Genomic DNA, 16,178 nt, shown 5'->3' on the forward strand with positions numbered 1-16,178 from the left:
TAATTGTATCATATTCAGCAGTATTAGCAATGTAAGGGCATATTATATGTTTATGAAAAGTTTATAATAACTTTACAGAAAATTTGTTGAAGTTTGTCAAAAAATATTGACGATAGGAAAGAACTTTATATATGATAATGTCAGATAAGGTGAAACTTTAATGAGTGGGAGCTTTATTTCCTATTAATTAATAGTCTTCATCAATCGGGCGTTTAAGGGGACTACTCGTTAGCGCAGGGTGAAATGAAAATTGTGTCTCTAATAGAAGAAAAAAGGTATGTGGTTAGAGACAGATAGGGATTCATTTCATTATTTCTGGTAATTGTATAAGGGGGATTTTTTGTGAAAAAGTCAAAAAAAATGCTAGCTGGAGCAACTCTTGCGATTGGTGTTATAGCACCGCAAGTAATGCCAACAACAGCTCATGCAGATGAGAACACTGGGGAGAGTACAGTTAACTTACGAATTCTAGAAACATCAGATATTCACGTTAACTTAATGAATTACGATTATTATCAAACGAAAACAGATAATAAAGTAGGTCTCGTGCAAACTGCAACACTCGTTAATAAAGCACGTGAAGAAGCGAAAAACTCTGTCCTATTTGATGATGGAGATGCATTACAAGGGACACCGCTTGGAGATTATGTAGCAAATAAAATAAAAGATCCGAAGAATCCTGTGGATCCTAGTTATACACATCCATTATATCGTGTAATGAATTTAATGAAGTATGACGTCATCTCTCTTGGGAATCATGAATTTAACTACGGCTTAGATTATTTAAACAAAGTGATTGAAAAAACGGATTTCCCGGTTATTAACTCGAATGTATATAAAGATGACCATGATGATAAGGAAGAGAACGATGAAAATTATTTTAAACCATATCATATTTTAAAGAAAGAAGTAGTGGATGAAGCAGGCCAAAAACAAATAGTGAAAATTGGTGTAATGGGATTTGTTCCACCACAAATCATGAACTGGGATAAAGCGAACTTAGAAGGAAAAGTAAAAGCGAAAGACATCGTCGCAACAGCAAGAATAATGGTGAAGAAAATGCAAGATGAGGGTGCAGATATTATCGTTGCATTGGCTCATTCAGGGGTCGATAAGAGCGAATATAAAGAAGCGAATAAAATGGAAAATGCATCATATCATTTAGCAACACAAGTTCCTGGCGTAGATGCAGTATTAATGGGACATTCACATACTGAAGTGAAGGACGTATTTAATGGTGTTCCGGTTGTAATGCCTGGTGTTTTTGGTAGTAACTTAGGTATTATTGATATGCAATTGAAAAAGGTAAACGGAAAATGGGAAGTACAAAAAGATCAATCTAAGCCGCAACTTCGTCCGATTGCTAATAGTAAAGGTACCCCATTAGTAGAATCTGATCAAAAATTAGTTAATGAAATTAAAGATGAGCATCAAGCGACAATCGACTATGTAAATACACCTGTAGGTGAAACGAAAGCACCAATTAATAGTTATTTTTCATTAGTACAAGATGATCCTTCCGTACAAATTGTGACAAATGCGCAAAAATGGTATGTAGAACAAGAACTTAAAAAACCAGAGTACGAAAAGATTAAAGATATTCCGGTTTTATCTGCAGGTGCACCATTTAAAGCAGGTGGCCGAAACGGTGCTACATATTATACGGATATTCCAGCTGGAACGTTAGCAATTAAAAACGTTGCAGATTTATACGTGTATCCAAATACGTTATATGCTGTAAAAGTAAATGGGGCACAAGTGAAAGAATGGCTTGAAATGTCTGCAGGTCAGTTTAATCAAATTGATCCAACGAAAACAGAAGAACAGCCGTTAGTAAATATAGGCTATCCTACATATAACTTCGATATTTTAGATGGCTTAAAATACGAAATTGATGTAACACAACCGGCGAAATACGATAAAGATGGAAAAGTTGTAAATGCAAATGCTAATCGTATTGTAAATATGACATATGAAGGTAAGCCAGTAGCTGACAATCAAGAGTTCATCGTTGCTACAAATAATTATCGCGGTAGCAGTAAAACGTTCCCTGGTGTAAGTGAAGGAGAAGTTATTTACCAATCACAAGATGAAACACGTCAAATCATAGTGAAATATATGCAAGAAACACCGGTTATTAATCCGACAGCAGATAAAAATTGGACATTTAAACCGATTGTTGCAGATAAGTTAATTACAACATTTGATTCTTCACCAAATGCACAAAATTATATAAAGAAAGATGGGAAGATATCATATGTTGGACCATCTGAAAATGAATTTGCTAAATATGCAATTGATATAACGAAGAAGAATGATGATAAAGAAACTGGTGGAGAAAATCCAACGACACCGCCAACAGGTGGTGGAGAAAATCCGACGACACCGCCAACAGGTAATGGAGAAAACCCAACACCACCAACAGAAGAAGGTAATAATGGTAATGAACCAAAGCAAGATGGAAACAATACTGGATCTGGACAAACTACAACAGATGATCAAAATACAAAAGAAACAACAACAACTGTAAGTGAAAATAAAGAAGCTGAAAAAGATGAACGTGATTTACCGAAAACAGGTGCAAGTATTGCTTCTACAATTGGAGCTGGTCTTGCGTTTGTTGGAGCGGGATTACTTATGTTATTTAGAAGAAAGAAAGCGAATAGATAGTCGAGAAATATAAAAAGGATTACCGATTTGGTAATCCTTTTTGTTATATTATGAAACTGGTACTGCTTTTTCTTTTTTCCATGAAAGACCGAATCCAGTAAAGCCGACGATAATGGTTACGACTGGACACGCTAAACAGAAGATTGCGTATGGCAAGTAATCGAATGTTGGAACGCTAAGAACGTTTGTTAAGAATACGCCACTGACACCCCATGGTACGAGTGGATTAATTACTGTACCAGCATCTTCTAATACTCGTGATAAATTACGACGTTCTAAACCGACTTCATCGTATTTATTAGCGAATGCTTGTCCTGTTAAAACGATAGATAAGTATTGCTCACCAAGTAAGAAGTTTACACCAATTGCAGTTGAAGCAGTAGAAATAATTAAGCGTGTACTAGTTTTTACGAAGCTAGAGATAATATTCATCAGCTGCGCTATAATACCCATTCCTTGTAATAATCCTCCCATACAAAGAGCTAGGAAAATAAGAGCAATTGACATCATCATACTTTGCAGGCCACCGCGAGATAATAAGCTGTCAATGTCTTTGATACCAGTTTTAGAAACGTAACCGTCTTGCATAATTTTTATTAAATCAGCTAAAGAAGTGCTAGGTTTAAAAATAAAGAGAATAATAATCCCTACCACAATTCCTGCAAGTAATGTTGGAACTGCGGGTACCTTTTTAAATGCGAATAGGAACAGTAATAAAATAGGAATCAGTGTAACGATAGAAATCGTTGCATTTTTTTCTAGTGTGTTAATAAATGCTGAGAAATCAACGTTTCCACCAGATCCGCTTCCTAAAATGAAAAATGCGATAAAAGCAATAATGAAAGCTGGCACTGTTGTCCAAAGCATGTTACGAATATGTTCAAATAAATCTACACCTGTTACAGCAGGCGCTAAGTTTGTTGTATCAGATAAAGGAGACATTTTATCTCCGAAGAATGCACCAGAAATAATTGCACCAGCAATAAGAGCTGGATCGTATCCAAGGGCAGTACCCATTCCCATAAAGGCAAGTCCTACAGTTGCAGCAGTTGTAAATGCACTACCGATACTCGTTCCAACAATTGCACAAACAACAAAAACAGTTGGAACGAAAATTTTTGGAGATACAAGTTGGAAGCCGTATACCATTAAAGTGGGAATAGTTCCAGCTGCGATCCAAACGCTAATTAATACGCCTACAAGTAAGAAAATAAATATAGATGGAATGCCAGCTGAAATACTACTAATCATCCCTTTCTCCATAGTAGACCAAGAGATTTTCTTCAAGAATCCAAATGCTAATAAAAGAACGATACCAAATAAAATTGGGATGTGTGGTGAAACTTCTAATTGAATAACACTAAAACCAATACAGAAAAAGATAAAAATTGTTAAAAGAACAGACTCAATTTTTGAAACCATTGTTTTCCCCTCCTAAGTAATGTGAAATAGCTCTTTTTTATATAAAATTCGCCAATATTGTATATTTCCTTCTAAAATTTAGAATTTTGTGACAAATTACCGGTAATTGTTAGTCCTTCTATATGATACGGAAATGATTGGATAAAAAAACGTCCCTGCATATAATTATGCAGGGACGAAGAAATCGCGGTACCACCCTAGCTTGTGAAATGAATGTATCACAAAATAAAGGGTCATATGATATGCGCTTATAAAATAAAAACGCCCCTGCAATATATGCAGGGACGAAAAATTCGCGGTACCACCCTAAATTGTGAAACAGTTTCGTTTCACCACTCTTTAGACATAACGGTCTATAACCGTCTTTCACTACTCCTTACGTTTCGTAAAAGAAGCTCCAGGGGGTAATTCATAATTCGCTCTGTACTGGTTCGCACCGACCACCAGCTCTCTGAAATCAGAAATCGAAATACTACTAAATCCTATCAACGCCGATTCATATGATGTTAGTTAAATTTTTATCATATATTCATCATACATGTCAATAAAAATATGTGATATTTTTTTAGGGAAATAAAGGAGATAGGTTTTAACACTAAAAAATGTGCGTTATAATGAATTTGAAAGGGGAGGAAAGAGTGAAGAAAAAAATAATTCTTTTTACCACCTTACTAGTCATTGGCGGAAGTGCTGGCATTTACACAGCTTTTGCAGCTGAATCAGAGCAAGCGAAGCAAAAGCAAGTACAGCAGTCAGAAGTGAAGAAAGCGAAAGAAGCGGAAGAGAAGAAGTCGATGGAGAAAGCAGCTACGAAACTAGGGGTTTCTAGTGATGGAAAAACAAAAGAAGAAATTACGAAAGAAGTAAATAAGGCTAGATTTGAGCAGCGTCATGATTTATTAATTGAGCATGCGAAGCAGCTTGGAATTAATACAGAGGGAAAAAAGATGAAGAAATTATTTTAGAAATTGGAAAGATACAGCATGGAAAGTAGAACAACTTATCGTATGATAAGTTGTTCTTTTTTAAGAACTATTTGATTTTAAAATAATTGACAGTCATTCAGATTTAATGTTAACTTTATTTGTAAACAAGTTAACATTAGGGGTGACAATTGTGACAATAAATAGTAAAACGATTGAAAAATCATCTTATACATATGAAGAATTAGCAGAGAAAAATAAAGCTTACGTATGGCACCCATTTACACAAATGAAAGATTATTTAGAAGAAGATCCTGTCATTATTGAACGTGGAGAGGGAAGAAAGCTATACGATGTAAATGGTAATGAATATTGGGATGGTGTTTCATCTATATGGTTAAATGTTCACGGACATCAAGTACCGGAATTAGATGAAGCAATTCGTGAGCAATTAAATAAAATTGCTCATTCTACTATGCTAGGACTTGCTAACGTTCCATCTATTTTATTAGCAGAAAAAATTATTGAGGTTGTACCAGATGGATTGAAGAAGGTATTCTATTCTGATTCAGGTTCTACCGCTGTTGAAATTGCAATTAAGATGGCTTTCCAATATTGGCAGCATAAAGGGAAACCAAAGAAACAAAGATTCGTTACATTAAAAGAAGCATATCACGGTGATACAATTGGAGCTGTTTCAGTAGGAGCAATAGACTTGTTTCACCAAGTGTATAGTTCGCTCTTATTTGATGCGATTAAAATGCCGTATCCATATACATATCGTTCTCCTTACGGAAATAATAAGGAGGAAATTGTAAAAAGCCATTTAGAAGAAATGGAAGAATTGTTGAAAGAAAAGCATGAAGAAGTAGCTGCCATCATTGTAGAGCCATTAATGCAAGGTGCTGGCGGGATGATTACAATGCCAAAAGGATATTTAAAAGGACTGCGCGATTTATGTACTAAGTACAATGTATTATTTATTACAGATGAGGTAGCAACTGGATTTGGGCGTACAGGGAAAATGTTTGCTTGTGAACATGAAAATGTGACGCCAGACATTTTAACTGCTGGGAAAGGTTTAACAGGTGGATATTTACCAATTGCAGTTACGGTAACGACAGATGAAATATATAATGCCTTCTTAGGAGAATATGAAGAACAAAAAACATTTTTCCATGGACATAGCTACACAGGCAATCCGTTAGGGTGTGCCGTAGCAATCGCGAATCTAGAACTATATGAAAAAACAAATTTAATAGAAGAAGTGGCACGTAAAACGGATTATGTGGCAGCGCAATTAGAAAAGCTCTTTGCTTATAAACATGTAGGTGATATTCGTCAGTGCGGATTAATGGTTGGTATTGAGCTTGTGAAGAATAAGGAAACGAAAGAAGCGTTTGACTGGACAGAGAGAGTCGGTGTTCAAGTATGTAAACGCTCAAGAGAGCTGGGTATGATTTTACGACCGCTAGGTAACACGATTGTATTTATGCCGCCACTTGCTTCTACTTTTGAAGAGATTGATGATATGTTACGCATTTTATATAAGGCAATCTCGGATGTTACGGAGGGAGAATAATGAGTGGTTTTTTCATAACAGCAACTGATACTGAAGTTGGAAAAACAGTAGTTGCAGGTGCTATAGCAGGTGTATTTAGAGAATTAGGATATAACGTAGGGGTATATAAACCGTTGCAAAGTGGGCATGTTGCATCAAACCCTGAGGGAGATGCGGCAAGGTTAAAATCATTATCAGGTGTACCGACACAAGAAAATGAAATTTGCCCTTATTCTATTGAAGAACCACTTGCTCCGAGACTTGCCATGAAAAGAGCTGGAAGAGTAGTAAAGTTAAAAGAAATTACTGATTACTATAATGGACTATTAAAAGAGTTTAATAGCTTATTTGTAGAAGGAGCAGGTGGGCTTGCTGTCCCATATACAGAAGATGCTTTAGTAATTGATTTTGCAAAAGAATTACAGTTGCCTCTTATTGTAGTAGCTCGTCCTACATTAGGAACAGTAAATCATACAGTGTTAACGATTGCTTACGCAAAGGCGCATGGCTTAACCGTAGCGGGTGTCATTTTATCAGGTTGCAAAGAATGTGAAATGGAAAGAGTGCAAGAAAATAAAGAGATGATTGAAGAGCTGAGCGGGGTACCAGTTTTAGGATTATTACCATTCTTTGCAGGTGAGTTTACGAAAGAAGAAGTATTAGAATCTGCAAAAGAACATATTATGATTTCAAAATTAGAGGAGTTTATCCAAAATGAATCAAAGGTGGCGGGCGCACCTTCAATGTAAATTACAACAATTACATGAGCAAGGGCAGTATCGTGATTTGCATGTAACAGAGAAGGCAGAAGAGACTTGGCTTATTCGAGATAAAAAAAGGATGTTAAATTTAGCGTCAAATAATTATTTAGGGTTAGCTGGAGATGAAAGGTTAAAAGAAGCTGCTATTGCCTGTACAAAAAGATATGGAACTGGAGCGACTGCCTCTCGTCTCGTTGTAGGAAATCATCTATTATATGAAGAGGTTGAGAGAAGCATATGTGACTGGAAAGGTACTGAAAGAGCTTTAATTGTAAATAGTGGGTATACGGCAAATATAGGTGCCATATCTTCTTTAGCCTCTCGGCACGATATTGTTTTTAGTGATAAGTTAAATCACGCAAGTATTGTTGATGGAATCATATTAAGCGGGGCAGAGCATAAAAGGTATCGTCATAATGATTTGGATCATTTAGAGAAGTTGTTGAAAATGGCTTCGCCTGAAAAAAGGAAATTAATCGTAACAGATACCGTTTTTAGTATGGACGGTGATACTGCGTATTTGAGAGATTTAGTACAGCTGAAAGAGAAATACGGGGCAATCATTATAGTCGATGAAGCACATGCGAGTGGAATATATGGAATCGGCGGAGCTGGGTTATCTCATATAGAAAAAAATCTTTCTCAAAAAATTGATATACATATGGGGACGTTTAGCAAGGCTTTAGGGTGTTATGGTGCGTATTTGACAGGTGATGAAATTTATATAGAGTATTTACAAAATATGATGAGAAGCTTTATTTTTACTACAGCCTTACCACCAAGTACGTTAGGAGCAGTGCAAAAAGCAATTGAAATTGTAAAAGAAGATAACGAAAGAAGAGAGAACCTTATAGCAAACGGAGAATACTTCAGAACTAAATTAAGGGATGCTGGTTTTGATATTGGAAATAGTTCAACTCATATTGTACCGATTGTAGTCGGTTCAAATGAACATGCTTTACGGTTTAGTAAAAGGTTGCAAGGGGCAGGGATTGCGGCTATTGCAATTCGTCCGCCAACTGTGCCGGTTCATAGTTCTCGAATTCGCTTTGCAGTTACATCGCAACATACAATAGCTGATTTAAAATGGGCTATTGACCGAATTATCCACATTGCGAAAGAAGAGGAGCTTTTCGTATGAATGAGCTAAAGATTATTTTTATCCCCGGATGGGGAATGGAAGAGAATATTTGGGATTTAGTACTTCCGTATTTTAAAGGATATTCTGTTCAATGCATAGATTGGCGTAATGTGAAAGAACGAAGTGAATTTGCGGACCGAATTATAGATGTAGCGCATAATGACAACGTAATATTGGTTGGATGGTCACTAGGAGCGTTAGCAGCAGTTGAAGCTTATAAAAAGATTCAGGCAAAAGGCATCGTATTAATTGGTGGTACTGCTAAATTTACAAATACGAGCGATTACAGTAACGGATGGAATGCTTTGCATGTAGAACGGCTGAAAAGGAATTTGGCGAGAAGGAAAGAAGATACGCTCAAGCGGTTTTATGAAAATATGTTTACGAAAGATGAGCTAAAAGAGAATAAAAACTTTGAAGACATTGTAGACCGTTTTAAAGGTGATTCTATTCAGTCTTTACAACTAGGTTTAGATTATTTAATAGAAACAGATATGAGAGAAGAACTAAAAGAAATTAAAGTACCTATACTACTTATTCACGGAGAACAGGATGTAATATGCCCATTGTCTGCGGCACGTAGTATGACGGAAAATAGCAGCAGCGAGCTGAAAGTAGTAAGTGAAGCAGGGCATGCATTATGTGTGACGAATTTTGAATATTGCGCAAATGAAATAATTCAATTTGTAGAGGGGATACGACATGATCAACAAAACGTTACTACAAAAACGGTTTAATGGGGCAGCCGTATCTTACGATCGATATGCAAATGTACAAAAAAAGATGGCACATTCATTACTTTCAATCTTAAAGGAACGATATAGTGAAACGGCATCAATACGTATTTTAGAACTAGGATGCGGGACGGGGTATGTAACAGAGCAATTATCAAAGTTATTTCCGAAATCACATATTACAGCAGTTGATTTTGCTGAAAGTATGATTGCGATTGCGCAAACTAGACAAAATGTAAAAAATGTAACGTTTCACTGTGAAGATATTGAGCGATTACGATTAGAAGAATCATATGATGTCATTATTTCAAATGCTACATTTCAATGGTTAAATAATTTACAACAAGTGTTAAGAAATTTATTTCAACATTTGTCTATAGATGGGATATTACTCTTTTCAACGTTTGGACATGAAACATTTCAAGAATTGCATGCTTCGTTCCAACGTGCGAAAGAAGAAAGAAATATAAAAAATGAAACATCGATTGGTCAACGTTTTTATTCAAAAGATCAGTTGCTTCATATATGTAAGATAGAAACAGGAGATGTGCATGTTTCTGAAACATGTTACATAGAGAGTTTTACAGAAGTTAAGGAGTTTCTGCATTCTATTCGAAAAGTAGGAGCAACTAATAGCAATGAAGGATCATATTGTCAAAGTCCCTCACTCTTTCGTGCGATGCTACGCATATACGAAAGAGACTTCACGGGAAATGAAGGGATAATGGCAACGTATCATGCTTTATTTATACATATAACAAAAGAGGGGAAGAGATGAAATGAAACAAGTACAAACAAAAAGGGATTGGAAAAAACTTGCATACGACGTAGTGGAAGAGAAAATGATTACGAAAGAAGATGCAATAGCGATATTAGAAGCTGATGATACAGAAGTTTTAGAAATTATGAATGCAGCTTACATTATTCGCCATCATCACTTTGGTAAGAAAGTAAAATTGAATATGATTATTAATACGAAATCTGGATTATGTCCTGAAGATTGTGGATATTGCTCACAGTCTATTATTTCAGAAGCACCGATTGATAAATATGCATGGTTAACGCAGGAGAAGATTGTAGAAGGGGCACATGAAGCAATACGCCGTAAAGCAGGTACATATTGTATTGTAGCGTCTGGTCGTCGTCCGACGGATAAAGAGGTAAATCACGTAATTGGAGCAGTTAAGGAAATTCGTGAAACGACAGACTTGAAGATTTGTTGTTGTTTAGGTTTCTTAAATGAAGATCAAGCAGGACGTTTAGCGGAAGCAGGCGTGCACCGTTATAACCACAACTTAAATACACATGCAAATAATTACGATAGTATTTGTTCAACTCATACGTATGATGATCGTGTTGATACAGTTCAAAAAGCAAAACAAGCGGGCATTTCCCCATGCTCTGGAGCGATTTTTGGCATGGGAGAAACAATTGAAGAGCGTGCTGAAATTGCATTTGAATTACAACGTATAGATGCAGATTCTATCCCTTGTAATTTCCTTGTTGCTGTAAAGGGGACACCTCTTGAAGGGCAAAAAGAGTTAACGCCAGTAGAATGTTTAAAAGTACTGGCAATGATGCGTTTTGTAAACCCGACAAAAGAAATTCGTATTTCAGGAGGACGTGAAATCAATTTACGTTCTGTACAGCCAATCGGTTTATTTGCAGCGAATTCTATTTTTGTCGGGGACTACTTAACGACAGCTGGACAAGAGCCGACTGCAGACTGGGGTATGATTGCAGATTTAGGATTTGAGATTGAAGAGTGTGCATTATAAGATAGATGAAAAAGCAAACTTGTAAAAGGGTTTGCTTTTTTTGTAAATAAAATGTAATAAATAGTTGTGAACGCCTGTTACTATTGGTTTTTGAACGAAAAAAAGAATTTTTGTGGACGAATTTTCCAAGCCCTAGTTGTACATAGTAAATATGTAATTTATATTGGGTTGGAGGATTTTACATGTACAAATACATATTAGCGATTATGACTTGTTTAATTTTAATAAAAGCAATAAGTTCTGATCCAGTTAAGGCTGCTGAAAATCCTGAACAAAAAGAGATGCAACAAAGAATCGAACAACACTTTCGAACGAAAGCTGAACATTTTGGATTGAAAACGGAAGGAAAAGATTTAAAGGAAGTTAGAAAAGAAATTACTATTATAGAAGAAGCGAAAAAAAGAGAGAATGTATGGAGAACAGCACAAGCTCTTCATATAAAAACAGAAGGAAAAACGATGAATGAATTAATAAAAGATGTACAAAAAAAGGTGAAAAAATAAAAAGAGGCCGTAGCCTCTTTTTTTATGCCCATTGTTTTGATAAGTGAGCCATTTCAATTGCAGCAACAGCTGATTCATATCCTTTATTACCAGCTTTCGTACCTGCGCGTTCAATCGCTTGTTCAATTGTTTCTGTCGTTAATACGCCGAAAATAACTGGGATGTCCATTTGTAGTGATAAAGACGCAACACCTTTTGCTACTTCATTACAAACGTAATCGTAGTGAGTTGTAGCACCTCGGATTACAGTACCTAATGTAATAACAGCATCATACTTTCCGCTACTAGCCATCTTTTTAGCGATTAAAGGAATTTCAAATGCACCAGGAACCCAAGCAACATCAATATCACTTTCTTCTACACCGTGACGCTTTAATCCGTCTAAAGCGCCGCCAAGTAACTTACTTGTAATAAATTCGTTAAAACGTCCAACAACAACTCCAACTTTTAATCCTGTACCAACTAAATGACCTTCGAATACCATAATAAATCTCTCCTTTAATTATAAGTTTAGTAAGTGTCCTAATTTGTTTACTTTCGTTTGTAAATACGATTTATTCTCTTCTTTTGCTGGCATTTGCAACGGTACACGCTCGATTACTTCTAAATCGTAACCTTGTAAGCCAGCAATTTTTCTTGGGTTATTCGTTAATAATCGTAAACTCTGTAAACCTAAATCTTTTAATATTTGAGCACCGATACCGTAATCACGAAGATCAGCAGGGAAGCCGAGTTTTTCATTTGCTTCTACAGTATCGAATCCTTCTTCTTGTAATTTATAAGCACGAAGCTTATTAAGAAGCCCAATGCCTCTTCCTTCTTGCCTCATATAAAGAAGAACACCTTTTCCTTCACGCTCAATTTGAGCAAGTGCTGCATGGAGTTGTGGTCCGCAATCGCAGCGATGTGAACCGAATACATCTCCTGTTAAGCATTCAGAATGAACACGCACAAGTACCGGTTCACCTGTTGAAATATCACCTTTTACAAGTGCGATATGTTCTTTCGTATCTAATGAGTTAGAATAGCCAATTGCGTGGAAAGTACCGAAATCTGTAGGTAATGTAATTTCCACTTCTCTCGTCACAAGTGTTTCATGATGGCGGCGGTAAGCAATTAAATCTTCTATTGTAATCATTTTTATATCAAATTGTTTTGCGCATTCTATTAAATCAGGTACACGTGCCATCGTGCCGTCCTCATTTATAATCTCGCAAATAACTCCAGCTGGTTCGGCACCGCATAGCTTTGCTAAATCAACAGCAGCTTCTGTATGACCTGCACGACGCAGGACACCGCCTTCTTTCGCAATTAATGGAAAGATATGTCCAGGTCGATTGAAATCAGCGCCTTTTGATGCGGGGTTTAACAATTCTTGTATCGTAGTTGCACGTTCGTGAGCGCTAATCCCTGTTGTTGTAGAGACATGGTCAATGCTCACTGTAAACGCAGTATGATGTGAATCTGTATTATGAGATACCATTGGTTCTAATTGTAGACGTTCTGCGTACCCTTCCGTAATCGGTACACAAACGAGACCACGGCCATGTGTAATCATAAAATTAATTGTTTCTGGTGTAATGTACTCTGCTAAAGCAATAAAATCGCCTTCATTTTCTCGGTTTTCATCATCACATACGATAACGACTTTACCTTTTTTTAAATCTTCTAGAGCTTCTTCAATACGATGAAACATTGTGCTTCCCCCTTATAGAAATCCGTTTTCTTGTAAAAAGCTTTCGGTCATTGAACCTACTCGTTTTGTAGGTTTAGTAATAAAGCGTTCGATATATTTACCAATCATGTCACACTCAATGTTTACGATATCTCCGGCATTTTTTTCTCCAATGACAGATTCGCTTACTGTGTGCGGGATGAGTGAAATCGTTATGGAAGATTCGTCTATATCAAATATCGTTAAACTCGTTCCATCAACAGCAATGGACCCTTTCTGCAAACAATAGCGCAGCAGGTCATCAGAAATTGCTATTTTGTAATAGACGGCATTGTAATGTTGTTTTTTATTTAAAATCGTTCCGATTCCATCAATATGTCCTGAAACGAAATGTCCACCGAATCGTCCGTTTGCAGCCATTGCTCGCTCTAAATTTACTTTAGAGTGCGGTTTAAGCATGCGAAGTGATGTCGACTGCATCGTTTCAGGCATTGCATCAACTGTAAATGAAGTAGTTGTAAAGTTTGTTACAGTTAAGCAAATACCGTTAACCGCGATACTATCACCTAAGTGAACATCTGATAAAATTTTCTTTGCATGAATCGTTAATTTCATCGCTTCTCCGCTTTGTTGCATGTTTGCTATCGTTCCTAATTCTTCTACAATTCCTGTAAACATTTCGTCACCTCGTTTCGGGCATTCGCAACGATTTTTATATCATCACCAATTTGTTTCATCTCTTGAATTTTCAAGGAAAGCGCATCTTGTAATTTTGAAAAACCATTTCCTCCAAATAAAGTAGGAGCATCTTTCCCACCAATTAATTTCGGGCTTATATAGGTTACAATTTCATTAAAATTGTTTGTTTTTAAGAAACTTGCATGAATCGATTGGCCACCTTCAACGAATAGAGAAAGAATTTGTTTCTCTCCAAGAAAGGAAAGAAGGTCCTCGATTTCTATATGCTTCGTTTCCATTTGGAATATAGCTATATTTTTAGATTCATAAGAAGATATCTTCTCTTTCTTTACATCCTTACCGACAATAATCCATGTCGGTGCTAAACCATCTGTTATAACATGAGAAGATGGTGGCGTTCGTAAATGGGTATCTAAAACAACGCGAATAGGATGTTTCCCACCATTTGGAATTCTTGTTGTTAAATGAGGATTATCAGCTATAACTGTATTCACTCCAACAAGAATTGCATCATGTGTATGGCGATATTGGTGAACATCAGCACGTGCTTCTTCACCTGTAATCCACTTACTTTCACCAGTTACAGTTGCTGTTTTTCCATCTAAGCTCATCGCTGTTTTGATTGTTACAAAAGGGCGCTTCGTTTTCATGTAGTGAAAAAAGTAGCGATTTAATAAAACTGCTTCTGCTTCAAGAACACCGGTAGTTACTTCAATTCTAGCTTCCTCTAATCTTCTTTTTCCGTTACCAGAAACGAGCGGATTACAATCGAGAGTAGCAATTACAACACGCTTAACTCCTTTTTCGATGAGCAATTCACAACAAGGTGGTGTTTTTCCAAAGTGGCTACACGGTTCCAGTGTTACATAAACGGTAGCGTCTTTGGCGTTCTGACCAGCCATTTGAAGGGCATGAACTTCTGCGTGTTCTTCACCAGCTCGTAAATGAGCCCCCATACCAACGATGTTTCCATCTTTTACAACAACAGCACCAACCATAGGATTTGGACTTGTTTGTCCTGATGTCCCTTCTGCTAACTGCAGGGCAATCCTCATATATTCTTGATCTGTCATTTTCTTCACCTCTCCTAAAAAAATCAAAAAACCCCAAGGATTTAATATCCTTGGGGTTTGGGAGACGTGATTTCTAGAAATATAGTTTGAATACGAAAGCATAGGAAAGAAACCTAACGATAATTGATATTTCTGCATAAGGAAAAAACCTAGCAAAATATCGAATTTTTAAACGCTAGTTGTCTCTTTTTATTTCAGTATAAAAAATAAGTATAGAAAATTAAACATATATAAAGAATCAAAATGAATCTTTAAAAATATGCATACTGAAATAAAAGTGTATTCACTATATAAAAAACTAGAAACATATCCTTCTCCCATCCAGACTATACTGTCGGCCCTAGAGTTTCACTAGATCCACCGTTTTCGAGTTGAAAACGGGTCACGGACTTAGAAGTTTTCACTTCATCACCGCCGGTTGGGAATTTCACCCGACCCCGAAGGATGCTGTTTGCTCAAATTATAGCACAAAAAAAATAAAAGGCTAGTAAAAAATATTCGAATGTGAAGAATTGTGTGAAAATATATGCAGGCTGGAATGGAAATAAAAGTATTAGAAATGTTGTAAGGAGAAGGGATATAACGGAGTTGCTAAAAAGAAAAAACATGCACAAAAAAATGTGCATGTCACATGTAAAATTATTCTGCCTCTGGTGCTCTAACAACAGACTCGAATTTACCTTTATGCGAAGCGTCGCAATAAGGCATATTTTTTGATAAACCACAACGGCATAAAGAAAATGCCGGTTTTGCTGGGAATACATTCCCTTGTGAGTCGACTAATTCCACGTCCCCTGTAACGCGAAAAGAGCCATTATCATTTACTTTAATTTGTACTTTTGCCAACGTTATCCCTCCTTCCCAAACGCTTAATTTCATCATATAATCAAGGGAAGTGCTTGACAATATAAAAAGAGCACTTTGTTTGAGAAAGAAGAGAGTGTTATAATAGTTTTCATAACTGACTAGAGTAAGGTGACGAGAGATGGATAAACAATTACATACATTACGAAACATTGCAAATGAGCGCACGTGGGCATCATTTTTGAATGATAATCATCCATATAGTTTGTTACATTGGTCCATTGCAGGTGTAGGGCAAGAGGCAAAGGATGTTTGGTTACTTCAAGATGAAGTAACATTTCAAACGACAGAATTCCCAACGTTAGATGATGCAATGCAATGGATTTCTGAAAATATGGAACAAGTTACAGACGTTTTAGCGCAATAAAAAACAG

At 36.4% G+C, this 16,178-nt stretch carries 15 protein-coding genes, 1 pseudogene, 1 riboswitch and 1 other annotated feature; of the genes and pseudogenes, 10 read left to right on the forward strand and 6 right to left on the reverse strand.

Translation table 11 applies throughout. From position 1 onward, the window contains the following. Positions 1 to 342 precede the first annotated feature (342 nt). On the forward strand, positions 343 to 2,670 hold the full coding sequence (gene cpdB / locus ACTFRU_RS15605) for a bifunctional 2',3'-cyclic-nucleotide 2'-phosphodiesterase/3'-nucleotidase (protein ID WP_025709123.1): 2,328 nt from the start codon (positions 343 to 345) through the stop codon (positions 2,668 to 2,670). 48 nt (positions 2,671 to 2,718) lie between these two features. Here the strand turns inward: cpdB and nhaC are convergent, their stop codons facing one another. Beyond that, positions 2,719 to 4,092, reverse strand: coding sequence for a Na+/H+ antiporter NhaC (gene nhaC, locus ACTFRU_RS15610; RefSeq protein WP_000253730.1), 1,374 nt, complete (start codon positions 4,090 to 4,092; stop codon positions 2,719 to 2,721). A gap of 277 nt (positions 4,093 to 4,369) precedes the next feature. Further along, positions 4,370 to 4,590: a binding site (T-box leader), on the reverse strand. Between the two features lie 140 nt (positions 4,591 to 4,730). On the opposite strand from nhaC, the pseudogene ACTFRU_RS15615 reads away from it, so the two are divergent. The 8 genes and pseudogenes from ACTFRU_RS15615 (at position 4,731) to ACTFRU_RS15650 (ending at position 11,493) form a co-directional block, all read left to right on the forward strand. Next, positions 4,731 to 5,086: pseudogene (locus tag ACTFRU_RS15615) on the forward strand (hypothetical protein). Positions 5,087 to 5,163: 77 nt separating this feature from the next. Continuing rightward, positions 5,164 to 6,597 carry an adenosylmethionine--8-amino-7-oxononanoate transaminase gene (bioA, locus tag ACTFRU_RS15620; RefSeq protein WP_044307303.1) on the forward strand — a complete coding sequence of 478 codons (1,434 nt, stop codon included), beginning with the start codon at positions 5,164 to 5,166 and terminating at the stop codon, positions 6,595 to 6,597. After that, positions 6,597 to 7,325 carry a dethiobiotin synthase gene (gene bioD / locus ACTFRU_RS15625; RefSeq protein WP_440037709.1) on the forward strand — a complete coding sequence of 243 codons (729 nt, stop codon included), beginning with the start codon at positions 6,597 to 6,599 and terminating at the stop codon, positions 7,323 to 7,325. The genes bioA and bioD overlap by 1 nt, the downstream gene beginning before the upstream one ends. Continuing rightward, positions 7,291 to 8,478: an 8-amino-7-oxononanoate synthase gene (gene bioF / locus ACTFRU_RS15630; RefSeq protein ID WP_440037710.1), complete on the forward strand. Its 1,188-nt coding sequence runs from the start codon at positions 7,291 to 7,293 to the stop codon at positions 8,476 to 8,478. Before bioD ends, bioF begins: the two co-directional genes overlap by 35 nt. Next, positions 8,475 to 9,215, forward strand: coding sequence for an alpha/beta fold hydrolase (locus ACTFRU_RS15635; protein ID WP_136363627.1), 741 nt, complete (start codon positions 8,475 to 8,477; stop codon positions 9,213 to 9,215). Before bioF ends, ACTFRU_RS15635 begins: the two co-directional genes overlap by 4 nt. Continuing rightward, the gene (gene bioC, locus ACTFRU_RS15640; RefSeq protein ID WP_000608914.1) at positions 9,181 to 9,990 is read left to right on the forward strand and encodes a malonyl-ACP O-methyltransferase BioC; all 810 of its coding nucleotides are present in this window, start codon (positions 9,181 to 9,183) and stop codon (positions 9,988 to 9,990) included. The genes ACTFRU_RS15635 and bioC overlap by 35 nt, the downstream gene beginning before the upstream one ends. A 1-nt stretch (position 9,991) precedes the next feature. Next, positions 9,992 to 10,990: a biotin synthase gene (gene bioB, locus ACTFRU_RS15645; RefSeq protein ID WP_000815856.1), complete on the forward strand. Its 999-nt coding sequence runs from the start codon at positions 9,992 to 9,994 to the stop codon at positions 10,988 to 10,990. Between the two features lie 182 nt (positions 10,991 to 11,172). Then, positions 11,173 to 11,493: a hypothetical protein gene (locus ACTFRU_RS15650; protein ID WP_000280032.1), complete on the forward strand. Its 321-nt coding sequence runs from the start codon at positions 11,173 to 11,175 to the stop codon at positions 11,491 to 11,493. Positions 11,494 to 11,515: 22 nt separating this feature from the next. Here the strand turns inward: ACTFRU_RS15650 and ribH are convergent, their stop codons facing one another. The 5 genes from ribH to ACTFRU_RS15675 form a co-directional block, all read right to left on the reverse strand. Next, entirely contained in the window at positions 11,516 to 11,977 is a 462-nt protein-coding gene (gene ribH / locus ACTFRU_RS15655; RefSeq protein ID WP_000230899.1) for a 6,7-dimethyl-8-ribityllumazine synthase, read from the reverse strand. Between the two features lie 18 nt (positions 11,978 to 11,995). After that, positions 11,996 to 13,189 (reverse strand): bifunctional 3,4-dihydroxy-2-butanone 4-phosphate synthase/GTP cyclohydrolase II, encoded by a 1,194-nt coding sequence (gene ribBA / locus ACTFRU_RS15660; RefSeq protein WP_000468975.1) that lies wholly within the window; start codon positions 13,187 to 13,189, stop codon positions 11,996 to 11,998. 12 nt (positions 13,190 to 13,201) lie between these two features. Continuing rightward, a complete protein-coding gene (gene ribE / locus ACTFRU_RS15665) occupies positions 13,202 to 13,846 on the reverse strand; it encodes a riboflavin synthase subunit alpha (protein WP_000493900.1) in 645 nt (214 codons plus the stop codon). Then, complete coding sequence (gene ribD / locus ACTFRU_RS15670) at positions 13,828 to 14,940, reverse strand: bifunctional diaminohydroxyphosphoribosylaminopyrimidine deaminase/5-amino-6-(5-phosphoribosylamino)uracil reductase RibD (protein WP_000131988.1); 1,113 nt, start codon at positions 14,938 to 14,940, stop codon at positions 13,828 to 13,830. The genes ribE and ribD overlap by 19 nt, the downstream gene beginning before the upstream one ends. Positions 14,941 to 15,245: 305 nt before the next feature. Further along, positions 15,246 to 15,389: riboswitch (FMN riboswitch) on the reverse strand. 190 nt (positions 15,390 to 15,579) lie between these two features. Further along, positions 15,580 to 15,786, reverse strand: a complete 207-nt coding sequence (locus ACTFRU_RS15675) for a CDGSH iron-sulfur domain-containing protein (RefSeq protein ID WP_001151582.1) — start codon at positions 15,784 to 15,786, stop codon at positions 15,580 to 15,582. A gap of 139 nt (positions 15,787 to 15,925) precedes the next feature. Here ACTFRU_RS15675 and ACTFRU_RS15680 point away from each other — a divergent pair, with 139 nt between their 5' ends. Next, positions 15,926 to 16,171 (forward strand): DUF2552 family protein, encoded by a 246-nt coding sequence (locus ACTFRU_RS15680; RefSeq protein WP_000360793.1) that lies wholly within the window; start codon positions 15,926 to 15,928, stop codon positions 16,169 to 16,171. The last annotated feature ends 7 nt before the right edge of the window (positions 16,172 to 16,178 follow it).

Source organism: Bacillus cereus group sp. MYBK220-1, from assembly GCF_051916445.1.
In the GTDB taxonomy this organism is placed as follows: Bacteria; Bacillota; Bacilli; order Bacillales; family Bacillaceae_G; genus Bacillus_A; species Bacillus_A cereus.